Below are 16,479 nucleotides of genomic sequence, written 5' to 3' on the forward strand. Positions count from 1 at the left end.
AAAGCCGCAGCCAGGGCTGCGGCGGGTGGTTCTGCGGTTAATCAGAACTGGTAGGTCATACCCAGCGCGACGATGTCGTCATCGTTGATGCCGAGTTTGTTATCGCTTTTCAGCTGGTTGATTTTGTAATCCACGAAGGCGTTCATGTTTTTGTTGAAGTAGTAGGTCAGGCCCACGTCGATGTAGTTAACCAGATCTTCACTCCCCACCCCTTCGATATCCTTCCCTTTCGACAGCACATAGCCGAGGGACGGACGCAGACCGAAGTCGAACTGATACTGCGCCACCGCTTCAAAGTTCTGCGCTTTGTTGGCAAAGCCGCCGCTGATCGGGGTCATCTTGCGGGTTTCAGAGTACATGGTCGCCAGGTAGATATTGTTGGCGTCATATTTCAGGCCGGTCGCCCAGGCTTCCGCTTTCGAACCCTGGCCGCGGGCCAGCAGGTTCTGATCGTTGGTACGGTCGGAGCTGGTGTAGACTGCGCTGACGGCGAAGTCGCTGCCGCCGAAATCATAGCTTAACGAGGTGCCGACGCCGTCGCCGTTCTGTTTCTTCGCTTCACGGCCTTCGTTTTTACCCTGGTACTGCAGGGTCAGATCCAGGCCATCCACCAGACCGAAGAAGTCGGTGTTGCGGTAGGTCGCCAGGCCGCTGGCGCGCTTGGTCATAAAGTTATCGGTCTGGGCAGAGGAATCGCCGCCGAATTCCGGGAACATATCGGTCCAGGCTTCCACGTCGTACAGGGCGCCAAGGTTACGACCGTAATCGAAGGAGCCGTAGTTCTTCAGCTTCACGCCGGCGAACGCCAGACGGGTTTTCTGGCTGGAGTCGCTCTCGGTTTTGTTACCGGAGAATTCAGATTCCCAACGGCCATAGCCGGTCAGGTCGTCGTTAATCTGCGTTTCGCCTTTAATACCGAAACGCACGTAGGTCTGATCGCCATCCTTGCTGTCATAGTCGCTGAAATAGTGCATGGCTTTGATCTTGCCGTACACATCCAGCTTGTTCGCGTTCTTATTATAAACTTCCGCTGCCTGCGTCGCTGTTGAAGCCACAAAGCCCATCATCATTAATGCCAGAGTACTCTTTTTCATTATTCAGTCCTGGTGATTTATTTATACGCGCTATTCAATTGCGGGCGCTCGCCCATCAAAAACTGGAGGTTTTTTAACGCCGGGATATTAAATATTTATGACAAGATGGAACTTTTTATAAAAAAGGGTATTTAAATGTATCTGACATATTTTTGTCACATTCCCTCTCCAGAATGCCCGATCCCGCGCAATAAAATGGCGCGCCCGCCGCCCCGGGTGTTGGCAAGCGGGCCGACTCCTGCTACAACATCAGCTCGATATCGATATTCCTTTTGAACGGCAGAGAATCATGAGTGAAAGCCAGACGCTGGTGGTAAAACTGGGCACCAGTGTTTTAACAGGCGGGTCCCGTCGCCTGAACCGCGCCCATATCGTCGAGCTTGTGCGCCAGTGCGCACAGTTGCACGCCATGGGACACCGTATTGTCATCGTGACCTCCGGGGCCATTGCCGCCGGGCGCGAGCACCTTGGTTACCCGGAACTGCCCGCCACCATCGCCTCCAAGCAGCTGCTGGCGGCGGTGGGACAAAGCCGTCTGATCCAGCTGTGGGAACAGCTGTTTTCTATCTATGGCATTCACGTTGGCCAGATGCTGCTGACCCGCGCCGACATGGAAGACAGAGAACGGTTCCTCAACGCCCGCGACACTCTGCGCGCGCTGCTGGATAACAGCATCGTCCCGGTCATTAACGAAAACGACGCCGTCGCTACCGCGGAAATCAAAGTGGGCGATAACGACAATCTCTCCGCGCTGGCCGCGATCCTCGCCGGGGCGGATAAGCTGCTGCTGTTAACCGACCAGCCAGGCCTGTTCACCGCCGACCCGCGCAGCAACCCGCAGGCGGAGCTGATTAAAGACGTCTACGGCATCGACGACGCGCTGCGCGCCATCGCCGGCGATAGCGTCTCCGGACTCGGCACCGGCGGCATGGGCACCAAGCTGCAGGCCGCGGACGTCGCCTGCCGCGCGGGGATTGATACCATCATCGCCGCAGGCAACCGTCCGGACGTCATCGGCCATGCGATGGCAGGCCTGCCGGTAGGTACCTGCTTCCACGCCCAGGAGTCTCCGCTGGAGAACCGTAAGCGCTGGATCTTCGGCGCGCCGCCGGCGGGGGAAATCACCGTCGATGCGGGCGCGACCCAGGCGATCCTCGAAAGAGGCAGCTCGCTGTTGCCAAAAGGGATCAAAATCGTCAGCGGCAACTTCTCCCGCGGCGAAGTGATCCGCATCCGCAATAGCGAAGGACGCGACATCGCTCACGGCGTCAGCCGCTACAACAGCGATGCGCTGCGCCTTATCGCCGGCCAGCACTCGCAGCAAATCGATGCCATTCTGGGCTATGAATACGGCCCGGTGGCCGTCCACCGCGATGATATGATCATCCGTTAAGGAGCTGAAAATGCTGGAACAAATGGGCATTGCCGCCAAAGCGGCCTCCTGGCAGCTGGCGTTACTCTCCAGCCGGGAAAAGAATCAGGTACTGGAAAAGATCGCCGATTATCTGGAAGCGCAGACCGACGATATTCTGCGCGCCAACGCGGAAGATTTAGCCGAAGCTCGCGCCAATGGCCTGAGTGAAGCGATGCTCGATCGCCTCGCGCTGACCCCGGCGCGTCTGAGCGGCATCGCCAGCGATGTGCGCCAGGTGTGCAATCTGGCCGATCCAGTCGGCCAGGTGATCGACGGCGGGCTGCTGGACAGCGGTCTGCGTATTGAACGTCGCCGCGTCCCGCTGGGGGTGATTGGCGTGATTTATGAAGCGCGTCCTAACGTGACGGTCGACGTCGCCTCCCTGTGTCTGAAAACCGGCAACGCGGCGATCCTGCGCGGCGGGAAAGAGACCTGGCGCACCAACGCCGCCACGGTGAAGGTGATCCAGCAGGCGCTGCAGGAGTGCGGTCTGCCGGCCGCCGCGGTACAGGCTATCGAGAGCCCGGATCGCGCGCTGGTGGGCGAAATGCTGAAGATGGATAAATACATCGATATGCTGATCCCTCGCGGCGGCGCGGGCCTGCACAAGCTGTGCCGTGAGCAGTCAACGATCCCGGTGATCACCGGCGGGATTGGCGTGTGCCATATCTTCGTGGATGAAACCGCCGAGATCGCCCCCGCGCTGAAGATCATCGTCAACGCCAAGACCCAGCGGCCGAGCACCTGCAATACCGTGGAAACGCTGCTGGTGCACCGCAACATCGCCGATACCTTCCTGCCGGCGTTGAGCAAGCAGATGGCCGAGAGCGGCGTCACCCTGCACGCCGCCTCTTCCGCCCTCCCCGCGCTGCAAAACGGCCCAGCGAAGGTCGAGCCGGTGAAAGCGGAGCAGTATGACGACGAGTATCTGTCGCTGGATCTGAACGTCAAAGTGGTGGCTGATATGGATGAGGCTATCGCCCATATCCGCGAACATGGCACCCAGCACTCCGACGCCATCCTGACCCGCACCCTGCGTAACGCCAACCGCTTTATCAATGAAGTGGACTCTTCCGCGGTATATGTGAACGCCTCCACGCGCTTCACCGACGGCGGCCAGTTCGGCCTCGGCGCGGAAGTGGCGGTCAGCACCCAGAAGCTGCACGCCCGCGGCCCGATGGGGCTGGAAGCGTTAACCACCTATAAGTGGATTGGTTTCGGCGACGATACCATTCGTGCGTAAATGAGAACGGGCGATGCAAAAATAGGCAGTTGATTCCACTGGCTATTGACGCATCGCCCGCTAAGTTCTAACCTTTTGCCTCGTGATTCACGCTCGTGAACACCTCTTGCAGGGCCGATATAGCTCAGTTGGTAGAGCAGCGCATTCGTAATGCGAAGGTCGTAGGTTCGACTCCTATTATCGGCACCATTTCAAACTCTTCCCAAGTCTACCGAAATCAACTTAAAGCCCGTATACTGCGGTTTCTGGCCCGTATTTTATCTCCTGTTATCAACTGGACTCAACCGGAATCAAGTTACAGTTGGGGGCATAAGTGGGGGCATTCTGTGTTCGGTCCAGGGAGATGCCCCCAATGAAGTTAAATGCGCGGCAGGTAGATGCTGCTAAACCCAGAGAGAAAGCCTACAAGCTGGCAGATGGTGCTGGTTTGTATCTTGAGGTTGTGCCCTCTGGTTCTCGATACTGGCGAATGAAATATCGCTTCAATGGAAAAGAGAAGCGTCTGGCTTTTGGAGTCTATCCGGCAGTATCTCTTGCACAAGCGAGGGCGCTACGTGATGAAGCCAAGAAAAAACTGGCCGAAGGTATCGATCCATCGTTTGCCAAGAAAGAAGAAAAGCTGGTTCGCGATGTGCAACTCAACAACACGTTTCAGTCTGTGGCACTTGAATGGCATGGAACGAAGGTGAGCCGATGGTCAGAAGGTTATGCCTCGGACATTATCGAAGCCTTTAATAAAGATATTTTTCCCTATATCGGCCAACAACCGGTTAATGAAATCAAACCGCTGGTTCTGCTTAATGTGCTGCGTCGAATGGAAAGCCGTGGTGCGACAGAGAAGGCTAAGAAGGTTCGCCAGCGCTGCAGCGAAGTTTTTCGTTACGCCATCGTTACTGGCCGTGCGGAATACAACCCTGCAGCAGATCTAACCAGCGCGATGTCAGGGCATGAATCAAAGCATTATCCCTTCCTGACTGTTGAGGAGCTACCAGACTTCTTTAAAGCCCTCGCAGGCTACACAGGAAGCCCGTTAGTTGTTCTTGCAGCACGTCTGCTGATCCTTACGGGAGTTCGCACTGGCGAGCTCCGAGGTGCTTCCTGGAGTGAGTTTGATCTTGAAAAAGCGGTGTGGGAAATACCTGCTGAGCGTATGAAGATGAAACGACCCCATCTTGTCCCCCTTTCTACCCAAGCGCTGGAAATCGTACAGCAGCTCAAAGTGATGACTGGGCAATATCCACTGGTATTCCCAGGGCGAAATGATCCCCGCAAAACGATGAGCGAAGCGAGTATAAATCAGGTGTTCAAGCGGATTGGATATACGGGGAAGGTAACAGGGCATGGTTTTAGGCACACGATGAGTACAATTTTGCATGAGAAAGGGTTCAATACAGCGTGGATTGAAACCCAGCTTGCGCATGTCGATAAGAATGCGATTCGTGGGATGTACAACCATGCGCTGTATTTGGAAGGCAGGAGAGAGATGATGCAGTGGTATGCGGATTATATTGATAAAATTGGAAGGGTTGCTCTCAGGAGTGCTTCATAATTAGATTTCTCTAAGCCTAACTGGATCGTAAGGAATACAGGAAAACAATACTATTATTGCTCCTCCATAATGGAGGGGCTGAAAATAATAATTATTTTTTTATGAATCACACTCAAGTTGATTATTAACTTCCTCAACTATTAAATATAAGGTTTCTAAATTCCAGAAGTATATGTAAATAATAACTTATTTATTAGTTAACTTGAGGGGGCGATAAATAAGTTCACATTTAATGATGCTACAAACCTTGAAATACTATCCTTTTGGATGTGAGTTGGTTTTTATATGTAACTAATTGACTTATATCACATTTCATAATACACAGCATTCATTGTTTTAGGTATAATAATCCGGTTACAGCATTTTAGATGAGTACATGTTCCTTATAAGGGTGTTATCTAAATGGATGATTTTGAAGATAAAAAAAGATTTGAAGAGGCAATCGAAGCTGGTCAACGAAATCTCCGTGCTGTACACCTACTTAGTAACTGGTGTTCTCACTCTGAATTCATTCGATCAGAGGGGAGAGGCATGATTGAGGCTGAAACAGGGTTACCCATTGGTCACATGGGAGTTCAATGCAAATTTGTTAAGCAAAGTTCAATGCTTAGCTGGCTGCTGGAAGACTCGGTTTACAGCTTCTATAAACAGAACTGTAAACATTGTAATCAACGGGTTCCGGTGGGATTTCCCAATATTTTAGAGTTTGTAGGCCCAAGAGAAAAATCTGCCGAAGAACGAAATTTGGCTCGCAAAGAAGAAGAAAGGCAGAGAAAGCAGAAGCAGCTCAATAGACAACAAGAACGAGCAGTATTACGTCTTTCCCTTACTCTAGAAGAAACGTTTGTGCTTGATTTGCTTGATGAACTCGATCAAGAGGATATAGAGAACAACGATCCCCGTTTGGAACAACTTGCTAATCTGGCACCTGAGACATTTACAAGTAAAATAATTGAACACTTGTTGCCCGCAGTGTTACATGAGAAATTACCATATTCAATGCCAGCAGCAAAAGCTTTAATAAGAACTGAATTATCACAAGCGGAAAAACTGGCAATTTCAGTATATTTAATAAACAACTTCGAATATTGTCCACCTGCTATAGAAGCAATCCTCTTGGAAGCAGAGAATCTGTCTGAAGATGATTTCTTAAAAGTCCTTTACCACTTTGTGAGAATGGCTGTTGAATCTCCTCCTGGAATGATGATTGGCACATTTGAGCGAAAAGTACTTAATAAAGGCCCGATTCAGTCACTTTTTAAAAAAAGACAAGCTGATATCTGTGATGTGGTTGATGAATACATAAAAGATACTCATCGGGGAAAATTTCAATTTGCTATTGAGATAATTATTGCATCGGATGATGATGAGCTGCTTCTAAGACATATTAGAAGTATATTTGCTAAGCTGATGCGTCGACGGACTCTACTCCCGGAGGAGCGGAGAGATAGCAGCATTCTTTTCTTTCTTCGGGAGGCTGCTACGAAATGCTTAGATAGATTTCCCGATGAAAGCGATAAAGTTATTCAATCCTATCTTGCTGACAAAGATGATATTGGGAGACATGAGGCCAATAGAGCTTACAGATCTGTACTGCGAAATAACTATAGAAAAAAAAGTAAAATAGGAAAGACGCAAAAAATAGCTTTTAGGCGTTTGCTCTGGGCTGCAGTGGAAAATCCAGAGGATAGCATGGATGATGCAGGACAATTCTTTAGACACTCTTGGGACGAATTTGCTGAGCTTGCAGTTGATAATTTTGACGATTTGATCGGAGCGGCTGCAACGCTAAGCGAGAAATTTGAGGCGTTGAATAAAGAAAAAGTCATAGAAATAAATGAGAGTTTTCTAGATCATTTAGATAAAAGTAATAAGCGTAATGCTATTGATGGCTTACAGGGTGCATTGATTGAATGGGCTGCGATTGGAGCTAAATCTAGAGGGAGCGAAGGAATCGATGATTTTCTTCAGCTCTATAGAAGCTTACCAGAAGAACAAACTCAAATGCGTGGGAACATGATTGCCCATGTTTCTAAGTTATTAACTGGTATTGACAGCCTAACACTAGTGCTCTCTGATTGGTATCGTGCTCTTATGGATGAGAGTACATTGATTCGAGCCCGTGCCGTACAAGCTTGGGAAAATGTTCCCTATGATTTAGTGAAGAATTTCCCAGATTTATTCTTCGAAGCATATTCAGTCTTGCTATTAGATCAATATGTTATGGTGCATCAGTATGCTGTTCGCGCTTTGAGCCGTAGATCTTTTCCTGAGGATAAACGGGGACTTGTGAGAACCCGGCTATGGAATCTAATTTGCTATTATACTCAACAAGATAAAAAAGATAATTTCATTGTAGAATGCATTGACGTTTTTGCTTCTCTTTGCTTATCAGATGAAGATAGAAAGGGAAAAATTGGATTGCTTCTCTCTAATATATTATTAATTTTAGAAGGAAGTGCACTTTATGATGCTATCAATCGATTGCGTTTTCATTTTGATGATATTCCCGGTTTTGTCAAAGTCGCACTCAAAGCAATTCAGGATAAGTATACTCGCAGTATTTCTATTGATGACTGCATCTCAGTGATATTAAGAGCGCCACATGATGAGCTTCGAAATTGTAAAGACGAACTCCAAAAAGCATTCAATGCTCTGAAACCATTTAAACCTCAACAATTTATTGAAGCATTAGTGTACGTGGCTGCGTTAAGTAAGTGTGGTGATAACGTAACTGCAAATGTTTGTTTAAAGGAACTACTGGAAGAAATTCCAAATGATGAAAGAAATACACAATGGAAACTTAAGGCTGCTTTAGTTACAGAAGCAACTAGCATTGAACATGCCATAAGTGTTTGCGAACCCTATAATGGCTTAATTGAAAAATGGAATGGCCTTACGGCTGAGTTGGAGAAAGAATATGAAGAACGAGCCAAATTTCGAGATTTTCCGCCAAGCTTTTTCTCCTAGAGTTGAGATTGCAGCAGCGTTGGATGGTGCACTCAAGTCCATTCCGAATGACTTGGTGAAACTTAAAGAAGCGTGTCAAAAGCTCAATGAAACGCTCGATGAGCTCGGTCAGGGATATGTTGAAGATCAATATCGTGCATATTACATAGCAATGACTATATTTGTATCTCTAGCTGAGTGGAAACATGCTATACGTAATGCTGAGACTGATGCTCAAAGGTTTTTAAATTCAGCACAATTAAAAGCATCAGAGATCGACATGACGCCGAGTCTCTCGGAGAACAAACAATTTAATGAATTTATAGAGCAAGTCCGTTCAATCAGTAAATTAGATTCATTAAAACAAATACAAGACCAGTTAACAAGCTGGTCATTGCCACTACTCTTATTCGCAAATCTTCGCGATAAAAATATTGAGGAGATTAGGCAAGGAATATCTAGTAAAGGGACAAAAGAGAATAAAACACAAGAATCAACAGTTGCATTTTTAAAGTTTGATATTGATGGGGAACCAGCTCAGCAATGGAATTATCTTAAACCGGGTACGGCTTATGACCTTAACATAGAGGTCAGGGTTTCAAATTGGCCAAAAAGTGCAAATTTCCTCTCATTAAAGCCAGTGACAATTGATGCTCGTGAGCGAGACTGGTTGCCTGATTTTAGATTTGAGAAACCAGAGGGGGAAGGCCCCTTCACACTGAAGGGGATCGGTCGTGTCGTCTTGGAAGTGGCAAATTCATTTGGCTCGAGACCTTACGAATTCCTATATGCTGCCGAGTTTGACAATTTAAGTAATTGCCAAAATCTTGCTATCGTAGGACATAGGCGCTTACTACTTGAAGGGAGTGATTCCGCTCAAGCTCCATTAACTGGATTTTCAAACGTCGATAGGCATCTTATAAAAATTCGTAACATATTACGAGCTTTCCCTGGATTACACTCAGATGACATTGCTAATACAATGGTTATACTTGGCGGCTTAGGAAATGTTGCAGCACAAGCTCTTAAAGCTAGTTTATTTATTGCTGGCACATCAGAGCAAAAATTTCAGCGTAAAATAGCCGAAATGCTTAGAAGTAGGAATGAGATTGGCGAGAACTTACAAGGCCATCCAGAGGCTGCTGGCGGGATAACGGATCTCACATTTGAAGACATTCCGATAGAACTAAAAGTTGAAAATAATAAGGTTCTTTTCCCCAAGGATTTTCAAAAATATTTCGATCAAACAGCAGCTTATGCCATTGGATTAGGTAAGCGTATCGGTATTTTGGTTGTTCTGGAATCAACGTCAAAATCAGCGCCGGTGGGAGTAATAGAGGATGATATTGAAGTATTCACACATCCAACAGGTCAATCTCAAGTTGCAATTGTTGTTGTCGTCGTCAGAGGTGGTTTCCCTAAACCCAGTTCTTATTCTCGATAGCCATTTATATCAACAATCAGTAGAATATAAAGATTATAGGAAATTGTATTCTGTCTATATGATTTTATTTTTTATGCAGAGGGCTGCGTGTGAAAAGAAAAGTTGAAATAACCAAGAACAGCTTTTTTGAGCTTTTTTCTGATGCAATAACTCTTTATGAATTATCAGCTGCAACAAAAAAATCACACATCAAAAAAACACTTGCCAAATCAAGTGTACTTTCAATTAACTACGCTATTGAGGCTGCAGCTAACTCATTTTTATCTTCTATAGAAATAACGAAAAAGTTAAAAGATGAAATTGACAGGCTCTCTTCAGTTGATAAATTTGACTATACTCTTCAATGGCATAAAGACATATCTTTACCTCGTGGGACCGCTCAAACACAAATAATAAAAGAATTAATAGCACAACGAAATGCATTGGTGCATCCTAAGATTAAAATTTTCACTGATACAATAGAAACTAAACCGGGTGAAGGAAAAATTGCTTATCAACACCAGTCTAATATTAATTCCGAACAAGCTAAAAGTAATATATCAGGTATATCCCTCGATCCCGAAACATATACTGAAAAAGATGCTTTTATTGCGATTAAGGCTCTTGTTGATTTTTTAAATTGCTATGTTAACGATTGGTGGGGTATTGATTTGGAAACATCTGCTTTACTGCTTTTGCCATCATGGAACGGCTCCTTACAAGCACAATCAATAATTTATGAGCGGAACTCACTTGAGACTGTTCTAAGGCATGATCCTGCACTAAAAATAAAATTTATTGGGTTACATGGTATATTTGAGCAATTTCAATAATACTCCAAAGATTATTTCTACCAGAAGGAATGGTTAGAGGTTATCATTTAACCAAACTTTAACGCCTGCTTCTCATCTTAGTCAAGAACAGGCGGTAAGCGCTACGGCATGTCGAAAAGTATTGCTGAGTAATCAACAACGGTAAAAAACCATAAATGCTAATTTTTCTCAACCAGTGCAATAAGCCGTAAGTACCGAGAATCCTTGATCAGACTTGTATCTGTATCTCCAATTAGCTCAAGAATCTTCTGCAGCTCTCCTGATGTACGCGTGAATATCTGTGGTGTTATTTTGTCCATTAAATCAAGTGTGGTTTCTGGAAAAATAGCTGCAATTGCTTCTTTACCACCGAGCTCCCTAGTGAATCTGTAGAACAAGTGATCAATTGTCTCGATTGGTACTAAGTATGTTTTTACTGAATCGTAAACCTCCGGAAACTTATCGCCAGTATCGTCAAGTAAACCAACCCATGCTTTTACAGAGCTCGTGGTTCTATATTGGCGTTCTTTAGGCCAGTCCTCTCTGATTAATGGGATCACATACTTAACCCAGCCACTCTCGTTTTTCTGCCCGACCAATCCTAACCAGGAAATAAAACGATTTCGAGCCTCGTCAGATAATTCTCGTAATATGGAGCGCATTTCATTCCTGGAAGGACTGGAGGGCTCATCAGGGTGAAACATTCTCATTAAACCAAGCCATTGCGAAGCTCGAACTGAATAATTTTTTTCCCACGAAAGAAATTCGATCCAAGGTATAAGGTTAAGAAAATAGGGTTTAATAAGTTCAGCTACTGCAATCGAAGGCATATCATTGCAATGAAGATAACCATTCCATGCTGGTTCTGCTGCAGGATGTTTTAAGTCCAAAATAGGTATAAGCCATTCTTTTGCCCATGCAGGATCAACAAACATTAGCCAATTTAGATTGCGAGTCGTTATAGCTATAGTGTGGTCCGCACCTTCTCCTGGTGCAGTAAAAAGACGTTCAATACGAGACTTAATAGAATACGGAATAAGCGAACCAGCTTTTTTTTCTTCACTTGGCATTACTTGAAAAAGCGCTTGAGTACATTTACCGACAGGACCATTGATTGCATGGCTGAATGTACGCCGAGACTGTATTACAACCTCACCATTTCGGATAACTTCTCCGAAACCACTCCGTGTTGCATCAGCCCCACCGCTCAGTATACCCTCTATGACATGATCGTAAACTGCCCATCCGAGATCCTCATCGAATTCAAGAGTCGCAGCTAAATTTTGTTCAAGCCAGTTACTTAATGTATGTCGTAACTCGACCAAAGCTGTAACTGGCAACCGCACAATTCGGTTCAGGAATACTCGTCTCACCCTTGGTTTAAGATCTTTAGGTAACTCACTTATCATTGGCGACCAAAATTCCTTAGGGTAATCACCGCCTCTCCCTGCAATAGCTAGTGCAGACAAAGCCTTACGCGGGTTTTCTTTTATCAATCCGACAAAGGGTTGCCTACTAGTAAAGCTGTCATCTTCTCGTTTAAGCATCTCTTTTACTTTTGGGATTATTTCGTTTGCTGGAAGATCTAAGATTATATCTGGCTTTTCGTCTGTACGAACCCAACCTGTCCGTGAACCCCAATTGATGACAACAGATGTAGCCCAGCCATCATTCCAGTCAGGAATTCTTTTAATCATCGCAGTTAGTTGGTCACGATGAATAGTGGACATTTTACAGCCGCTTAGTTCGAGATAGCGAGCGTATCTAGCTGCCAGTATCTCCCTTTGTTTTGGAATGTTGTTCTCGGGAAAATAAAGTAAATGGTTCGGGCCGGTTAAAATATGCTCTTTAATTCGATTCTGATTTTCTTGCGAGAATTCTTCCCAACGATCAGTGAGCAGAAAAAGAAGTTCGCGGGTAACATTTGTGTCCCAAAATCCACTTTGATCCAAAGACAAAAGCTCTTCGGCAACACGGTCAGCCTCAAAGACGCCTGTTTTACTGAATGCATAAAGTCTAAGCTTTCGGAAGAAAAACGGCTCCTTTACTGGCCAAGTTGTTACGTTTGCCTTAGCCAATTCTGGCCACTTCATAACAACTCGGTCTAAAAGGTGGACAAACCATGTCAATATCTCCGCACCTTTCGCGAAATGTTCTTCTCCTTCAACCGCACGTTCTGGATAACAACTTGGGCTTGGAAAGTAGTACGTATCAATATCGTCTAACATCCCGGAGGCAATTATTATTTGCGCTTCTAAAGCACTAAATACTTGTAGTAATACATTATCAGGTACGTCTAAATCGTCATCATGTCTTTCGGTGAACACAACTTCAAATTGGCCTAATTCGCTGAACTGAATTTCCTCCCAGGAGCCGCTTGGCGGTCTGACTTCACCCAATCCATACGGCAATTTCATTTCCAATCGGGGTGTCATTACTCTACGAAACTCTCGTAAAACACAAGTTGTCCAGCCTTGGTTTGTAATTCGATCTTTTAAGTCGTACCAATCGACGTCATAACGACGATTGCGGGGATCTTTATGATGTTCAAGAATTAAGCTCCACAGTTGACGGGCGCGTTTGTGGATTGATGTTGAATGCTCAATATTGCGTTCAATATTTTGTAGTAGTAGAGGATGAATGCTGATTTTTCGGATAGCCCACCAAGCCATCACGGGGCTATCAAGAGATTTGCAGAACCAGGCCATGAGATGGCTCAATCGTTTCGGCATTGTCTCCAAACATCCAGCCAAGCGATGGTAATCTGACGGATTATCATCTTCGTCGCGCCATTCAAGGAGATTATCGTTACTCACCACTCCACGTTTATATTCATCTTCAGAGATATCTTGCAGATCGTCATCAAGCCCATAAGCTTCTTGTGGATCGAAGGTCTCTGCATCATTGTCATCAAGTTCGTAGTATCTTTTCTTCTGTTTGGCTGACCGAATATTTGCATCCATCACACAAAGCCACTCTGGATGGGGAAGAGGAACAGCTTCAGAGAACAATTTCGCACCTTGTGTAGTGCGAAGTATATGGGCAAGTTGACCACGTTCATACGGTGCTAGAACTTTCGGATCTTGCTGGCTTTTAGCGATAATAGAAGCTCGCCATCGGCGTGGATCATCTGCTCGCTCAGCCCATGCTTCCAAAGTCTTCCAAAGAGCTGGATGATCGGAATAGGCTATGGCTGTAACTCCTCTGTCACGCCATTTGGCTTCGATATCCTCAGCAAGGCCGCGATCAAATGCATAAAGTCTGGAACGATCATACTGGCCATCATGATTGAGACCCTGAAGGAGGTATTTAACTGGTGGGTCTTCTGCCTGATAACCGACCAAAACAACGATGTATCGTTCCAGAAGAAGCTTAATAAAATTGGTCGCCCACCCTTCTGAAAGATATGCTCGTCCAAAGTCTGCACTGCTCAGCACATAAGGATGGTTTACAGCATTTTCGTCGACCAGGCGACCGTGAAGATATGTAATTCCCTCAATTGTCGAACCGAAATTCAGATTTGGGAAAGCTGGCGGCACATATCGAGTTAAATTATCTTGCGCTTGGTTAACCTCGAACAGTCGGTCAAAGTTCGTTGTGACAATCTGTGGAACTCCACTCTGATTTGAGGAAATTCTTTTAATCAGGGCATGCTCACGTCCAACCTCTATATCAGTTCTTGCAGTACCCAGACGCTTTGATACCAAAGCATTCACCTCATCCTTGCCATATTCCAGATGTAGGAGGTTGAAAATTTGGTCGAGAGGGACATTTGCCGAAGATTGGTCGTGAAGCCATGGGCGAAATGCTGCCATGATTTCTGAATCGTATGGAGGGTCAAAGTATTCAATTACATGCTGGGTAAGCTCTACAAAGCTTGGCATCCCTGAAGGTAATGAAACCCCAGCGCCACAGAGAAATACAACTCGACCTGTATCACAGCGTTCTAAGAGGATATCGGGTATGGAAGGCCCTTCAGGGTGGAATCTCATAAGCTCAACTTTTCTAAGCGTTAATTTATGCTTGGATTCTACTATTCATAGCCATGTGATGAACACTGATAGTGAAACAACCTTGGTCATTCAAGTGATTCATCTCAAAGTAAACGATTTGAATTGCCACTGTTTTGGTAGTCATCCTTCTAGGTGGTTTGGAGTGACCCCGAGCCCGTAGACAAATCTGCCCTATAGTTTGAGCATAGGAGGAGTCTATGGGCACACCACGTTTTACCCCTGAATTTAAGGAAGAGGCCGTCCGCCAGATCACCGAGCGGGGCTATTCTATTGCTGAAGTATCTGAACGGCTCGGCGTGTCGGCGCACAGCCTATATAAATGGCTCCGGGCTGTTAAGCCTGACAACAGTGGACAGCAGGCACAGGATTTACTGGATGCCAGAACAGAAATTCTCAGGCTGAAAGCACAGCTTAAACGCACTGAGGAAGAGCGGGATATTCTGAAAAAGGCAGCGCGGTACTTTGCAAGGGAGCCCGACTGAAGTATCGCTTTATCAACGATCACCGTGAAATCTGGTCGATCGTTACAATGTGTCGGGTCCTTAAGGTTGCCCGTGCCGGATTTTATGTCTGGCTCCATAACCCTGTATCTGCCGGAGAAAAGAATAACCAGCGACTGCTGGAACTCATCCGCGACACCTATACGCTGAGTGGTGGAGTTTACGGTTATCGCAGGGTTCATGGCGATCTTCGCGAAATTGGCGAAGTGTGCAGCAGAAACCGGGTTGCCAAAATCATGAGGAAAAACAGGATTCAGGCTATACATGGTTATAAAGTGCCACGCGGGAGCCGGGGATGACCGTCACTGATAGCGCCTAATCACGTGCGGCGTGAATTTACTGTAGTGAAGCCCAATCAGGTGTGGGTCACCGACATCACCTACATCCGCACCTGGCAGGGCTGGCTGTACCTGGCAGTGGTTATCGATCTTTTTGCCCGTAATGTGGTGGGCTGGTCGATGAAGCCGACACTGTCGCGCGAGCTGGCACTGGATGCGCTGCTGATGGCGGTCTGGCGACGTAAACCTGAAGAAAACGTCATTGTGCACAGCGATCAGGGCAGTCAGTATGGCAGTGATGACTGGCAGCGGTTCTGCCGGGCCAATAATCTGGTACCGAGCATGAGCCGTCGCGGCAACTGCTGGGATAATGCAGTGGCAGAATCGTTCTTCAGTTCACTCAAAAAAGAGCGCATCAGGAAGCGGATATACAAAACCCGGGACATGGCCCGGGCGGATATTTTCGATTACATTGAAGTGTTCTACAACCGGGCCCGGCGCCACAGTCATCTCGGCGGCGTCAGCCCGGAGGCCTTCGAAAAGGCCTCGCAGTGAGGACAGAAACTGTCTACCGGAGCGTGGTCACTCCAACATTCCCCGACAGAAATGATGGATCAATGACACCGCTACTAACCACTTCGCTATATAGTTATAAAGAAAGGGGAGTTGAACAGGCAGCATAGTTTAAACTTTACTACCTGCATTATCCTCAGGAGGTTATCAAGATAGAGAAATTATCACCGACACCGATAAACCGTGCCGCTTAATGTAACGTTTGTTTGCTGGCTTGAACCTGTGCCATGATAGACGCTACCGGTCTGACCCGCTCTTTGGGTTAACAGTACCACGACGTTCCCCCCCATTTTCCACGCTTTATTTTTTAGATCATTTCGGGCCCCCGTCTCGAGGTTGCTATTTGACGTCCATCCTCCCGTGAAAAAATTACCCTGGCTACCAGTCACGTCCCCTAAATAGGTGCACGAAGCATCAGGTTCGTTATGTGTTATACGTACTCCTTCAGCGCCATGTTGTAAGGAGTTAGCGCTACAAGCTGTTAGCATAAAAGCGGCCAGAAAGACCATTTTTTTGTTCATGTTAATACCTTAATCAATTCTGCTAAAAATAATCCAATAGTTGCGAAACCAGTCGAATGTTGAGGCGCATTGTGCTGGCAATAAAATACACCTCCCAGGGAACTCCAGGG

Annotated in this window: 9 protein-coding genes, 1 tRNA gene and 1 pseudogene; 8 read left to right on the forward strand and 3 right to left on the reverse strand. The window is 46.4% G+C overall.

Features of this window, described 5'->3' with window-relative positions; all coding sequences use genetic code 11:
• Positions 1–41: 41 nt before the first annotated feature.
• Positions 42–1,094, reverse strand: coding sequence for a phosphoporin PhoE (phoE, locus tag ACR809_RS20145; protein WP_122051531.1), 1,053 nt, complete (start codon positions 1,092–1,094; stop codon positions 42–44).
• Positions 1,095–1,383: 289 nt separating this feature from the next.
• On the opposite strand from phoE, the gene proB reads away from it, so the two are divergent.
• The 7 genes from proB to ACR809_RS20180 all read left to right on the forward strand — a co-directional run bounded on the left by proB (position 1,384) and on the right by ACR809_RS20180 (position 10,505).
• The gene (proB, locus tag ACR809_RS20150; protein WP_004144574.1) at positions 1,384–2,487 is read left to right on the forward strand and encodes a glutamate 5-kinase; all 1,104 of its coding nucleotides are present in this window, start codon (positions 1,384–1,386) and stop codon (positions 2,485–2,487) included.
• Positions 2,488–2,497: 10 nt separating this feature from the next.
• Positions 2,498–3,751 (forward strand): glutamate-5-semialdehyde dehydrogenase, encoded by a 1,254-nt coding sequence (gene proA, locus ACR809_RS20155; RefSeq protein ID WP_122051532.1) that lies wholly within the window; start codon positions 2,498–2,500, stop codon positions 3,749–3,751.
• Between the two features lie 113 nt (positions 3,752–3,864).
• A tRNA-Thr gene (locus ACR809_RS20160) sits at positions 3,865–3,940 on the forward strand.
• 163 nt (positions 3,941–4,103) lie between these two features.
• The gene (locus ACR809_RS20165) at positions 4,104–5,300 is read left to right on the forward strand and encodes a tyrosine-type recombinase/integrase (protein ID WP_122051533.1); all 1,197 of its coding nucleotides are present in this window, start codon (positions 4,104–4,106) and stop codon (positions 5,298–5,300) included.
• 402 nt (positions 5,301–5,702) lie between these two features.
• Entirely contained in the window at positions 5,703–8,270 is a 2,568-nt protein-coding gene (locus tag ACR809_RS20170; protein WP_122051534.1) for a hypothetical protein, read from the forward strand.
• Positions 8,221–9,693, forward strand: a complete 1,473-nt coding sequence (locus tag ACR809_RS20175) for a hypothetical protein (protein ID WP_122051535.1) — start codon at positions 8,221–8,223, stop codon at positions 9,691–9,693. The genes ACR809_RS20170 and ACR809_RS20175 overlap by 50 nt, the downstream gene beginning before the upstream one ends.
• Before the next feature lie 89 nt (positions 9,694–9,782).
• Complete coding sequence (locus ACR809_RS20180; protein WP_162992559.1) at positions 9,783–10,505, forward strand: hypothetical protein; 723 nt, start codon at positions 9,783–9,785, stop codon at positions 10,503–10,505.
• Positions 10,506–10,663: 158 nt separating this feature from the next.
• Here ACR809_RS20180 and ACR809_RS20185 read toward each other — a convergent pair whose 3' ends face one another.
• A complete protein-coding gene (locus ACR809_RS20185) occupies positions 10,664–14,476 on the reverse strand; it encodes an SIR2 family protein (RefSeq protein ID WP_122051536.1) in 3,813 nt (1,270 codons plus the stop codon).
• 218 nt (positions 14,477–14,694) lie between these two features.
• Here ACR809_RS20185 and ACR809_RS20190 point away from each other — a divergent pair.
• A pseudogene (locus ACR809_RS20190) lies at positions 14,695–15,830 on the forward strand (IS3-like element ISEc15 family transposase).
• A 182-nt stretch (positions 15,831–16,012) separates the two neighbouring features.
• Here ACR809_RS20190 and ACR809_RS20195 read toward each other — a convergent pair.
• Positions 16,013–16,369, reverse strand: a complete 357-nt coding sequence (locus ACR809_RS20195; RefSeq protein WP_011977699.1) for a DUF4156 domain-containing protein — start codon at positions 16,367–16,369, stop codon at positions 16,013–16,015.
• Between the last annotated feature and the right edge of the window lie 110 nt (positions 16,370–16,479).

The organism is Klebsiella sp. CD33 (assembly GCF_051992865.1).
GTDB lineage: Bacteria > Pseudomonadota > Gammaproteobacteria > Enterobacterales > Enterobacteriaceae > Klebsiella > Klebsiella pneumoniae.

Coding starts and splice junctions, on each gene's coding strand:
- phoE (WP_122051531.1), bottom strand. CDS start 1,094: ATGAAAAAGAGTACTCTGGCATTAATGATGATGGGCTTTGTGGCTTCA.
- proB (WP_004144574.1), top strand. CDS start 1,384: ATGAGTGAAAGCCAGACGCTGGTGGTAAAACTGGGCACCAGTGTTTTA.
- proA (WP_122051532.1), top strand. CDS start 2,498: ATGCTGGAACAAATGGGCATTGCCGCCAAAGCGGCCTCCTGGCAGCTG.
- ACR809_RS20165 (WP_122051533.1), top strand. CDS start 4,104: ATGAAGTTAAATGCGCGGCAGGTAGATGCTGCTAAACCCAGAGAGAAA.
- ACR809_RS20170 (WP_122051534.1), top strand. CDS start 5,703: ATGGATGATTTTGAAGATAAAAAAAGATTTGAAGAGGCAATCGAAGCT.
- ACR809_RS20175 (WP_122051535.1), top strand. CDS start 8,221: ATGAAGAACGAGCCAAATTTCGAGATTTTCCGCCAAGCTTTTTCTCCT.
- ACR809_RS20185 (WP_122051536.1), bottom strand. CDS start 14,476: ATGAGATTCCACCCTGAAGGGCCTTCCATACCCGATATCCTCTTAGAA.
- ACR809_RS20195 (WP_011977699.1), bottom strand. CDS start 16,369: ATGAACAAAAAAATGGTCTTTCTGGCCGCTTTTATGCTAACAGCTTGT.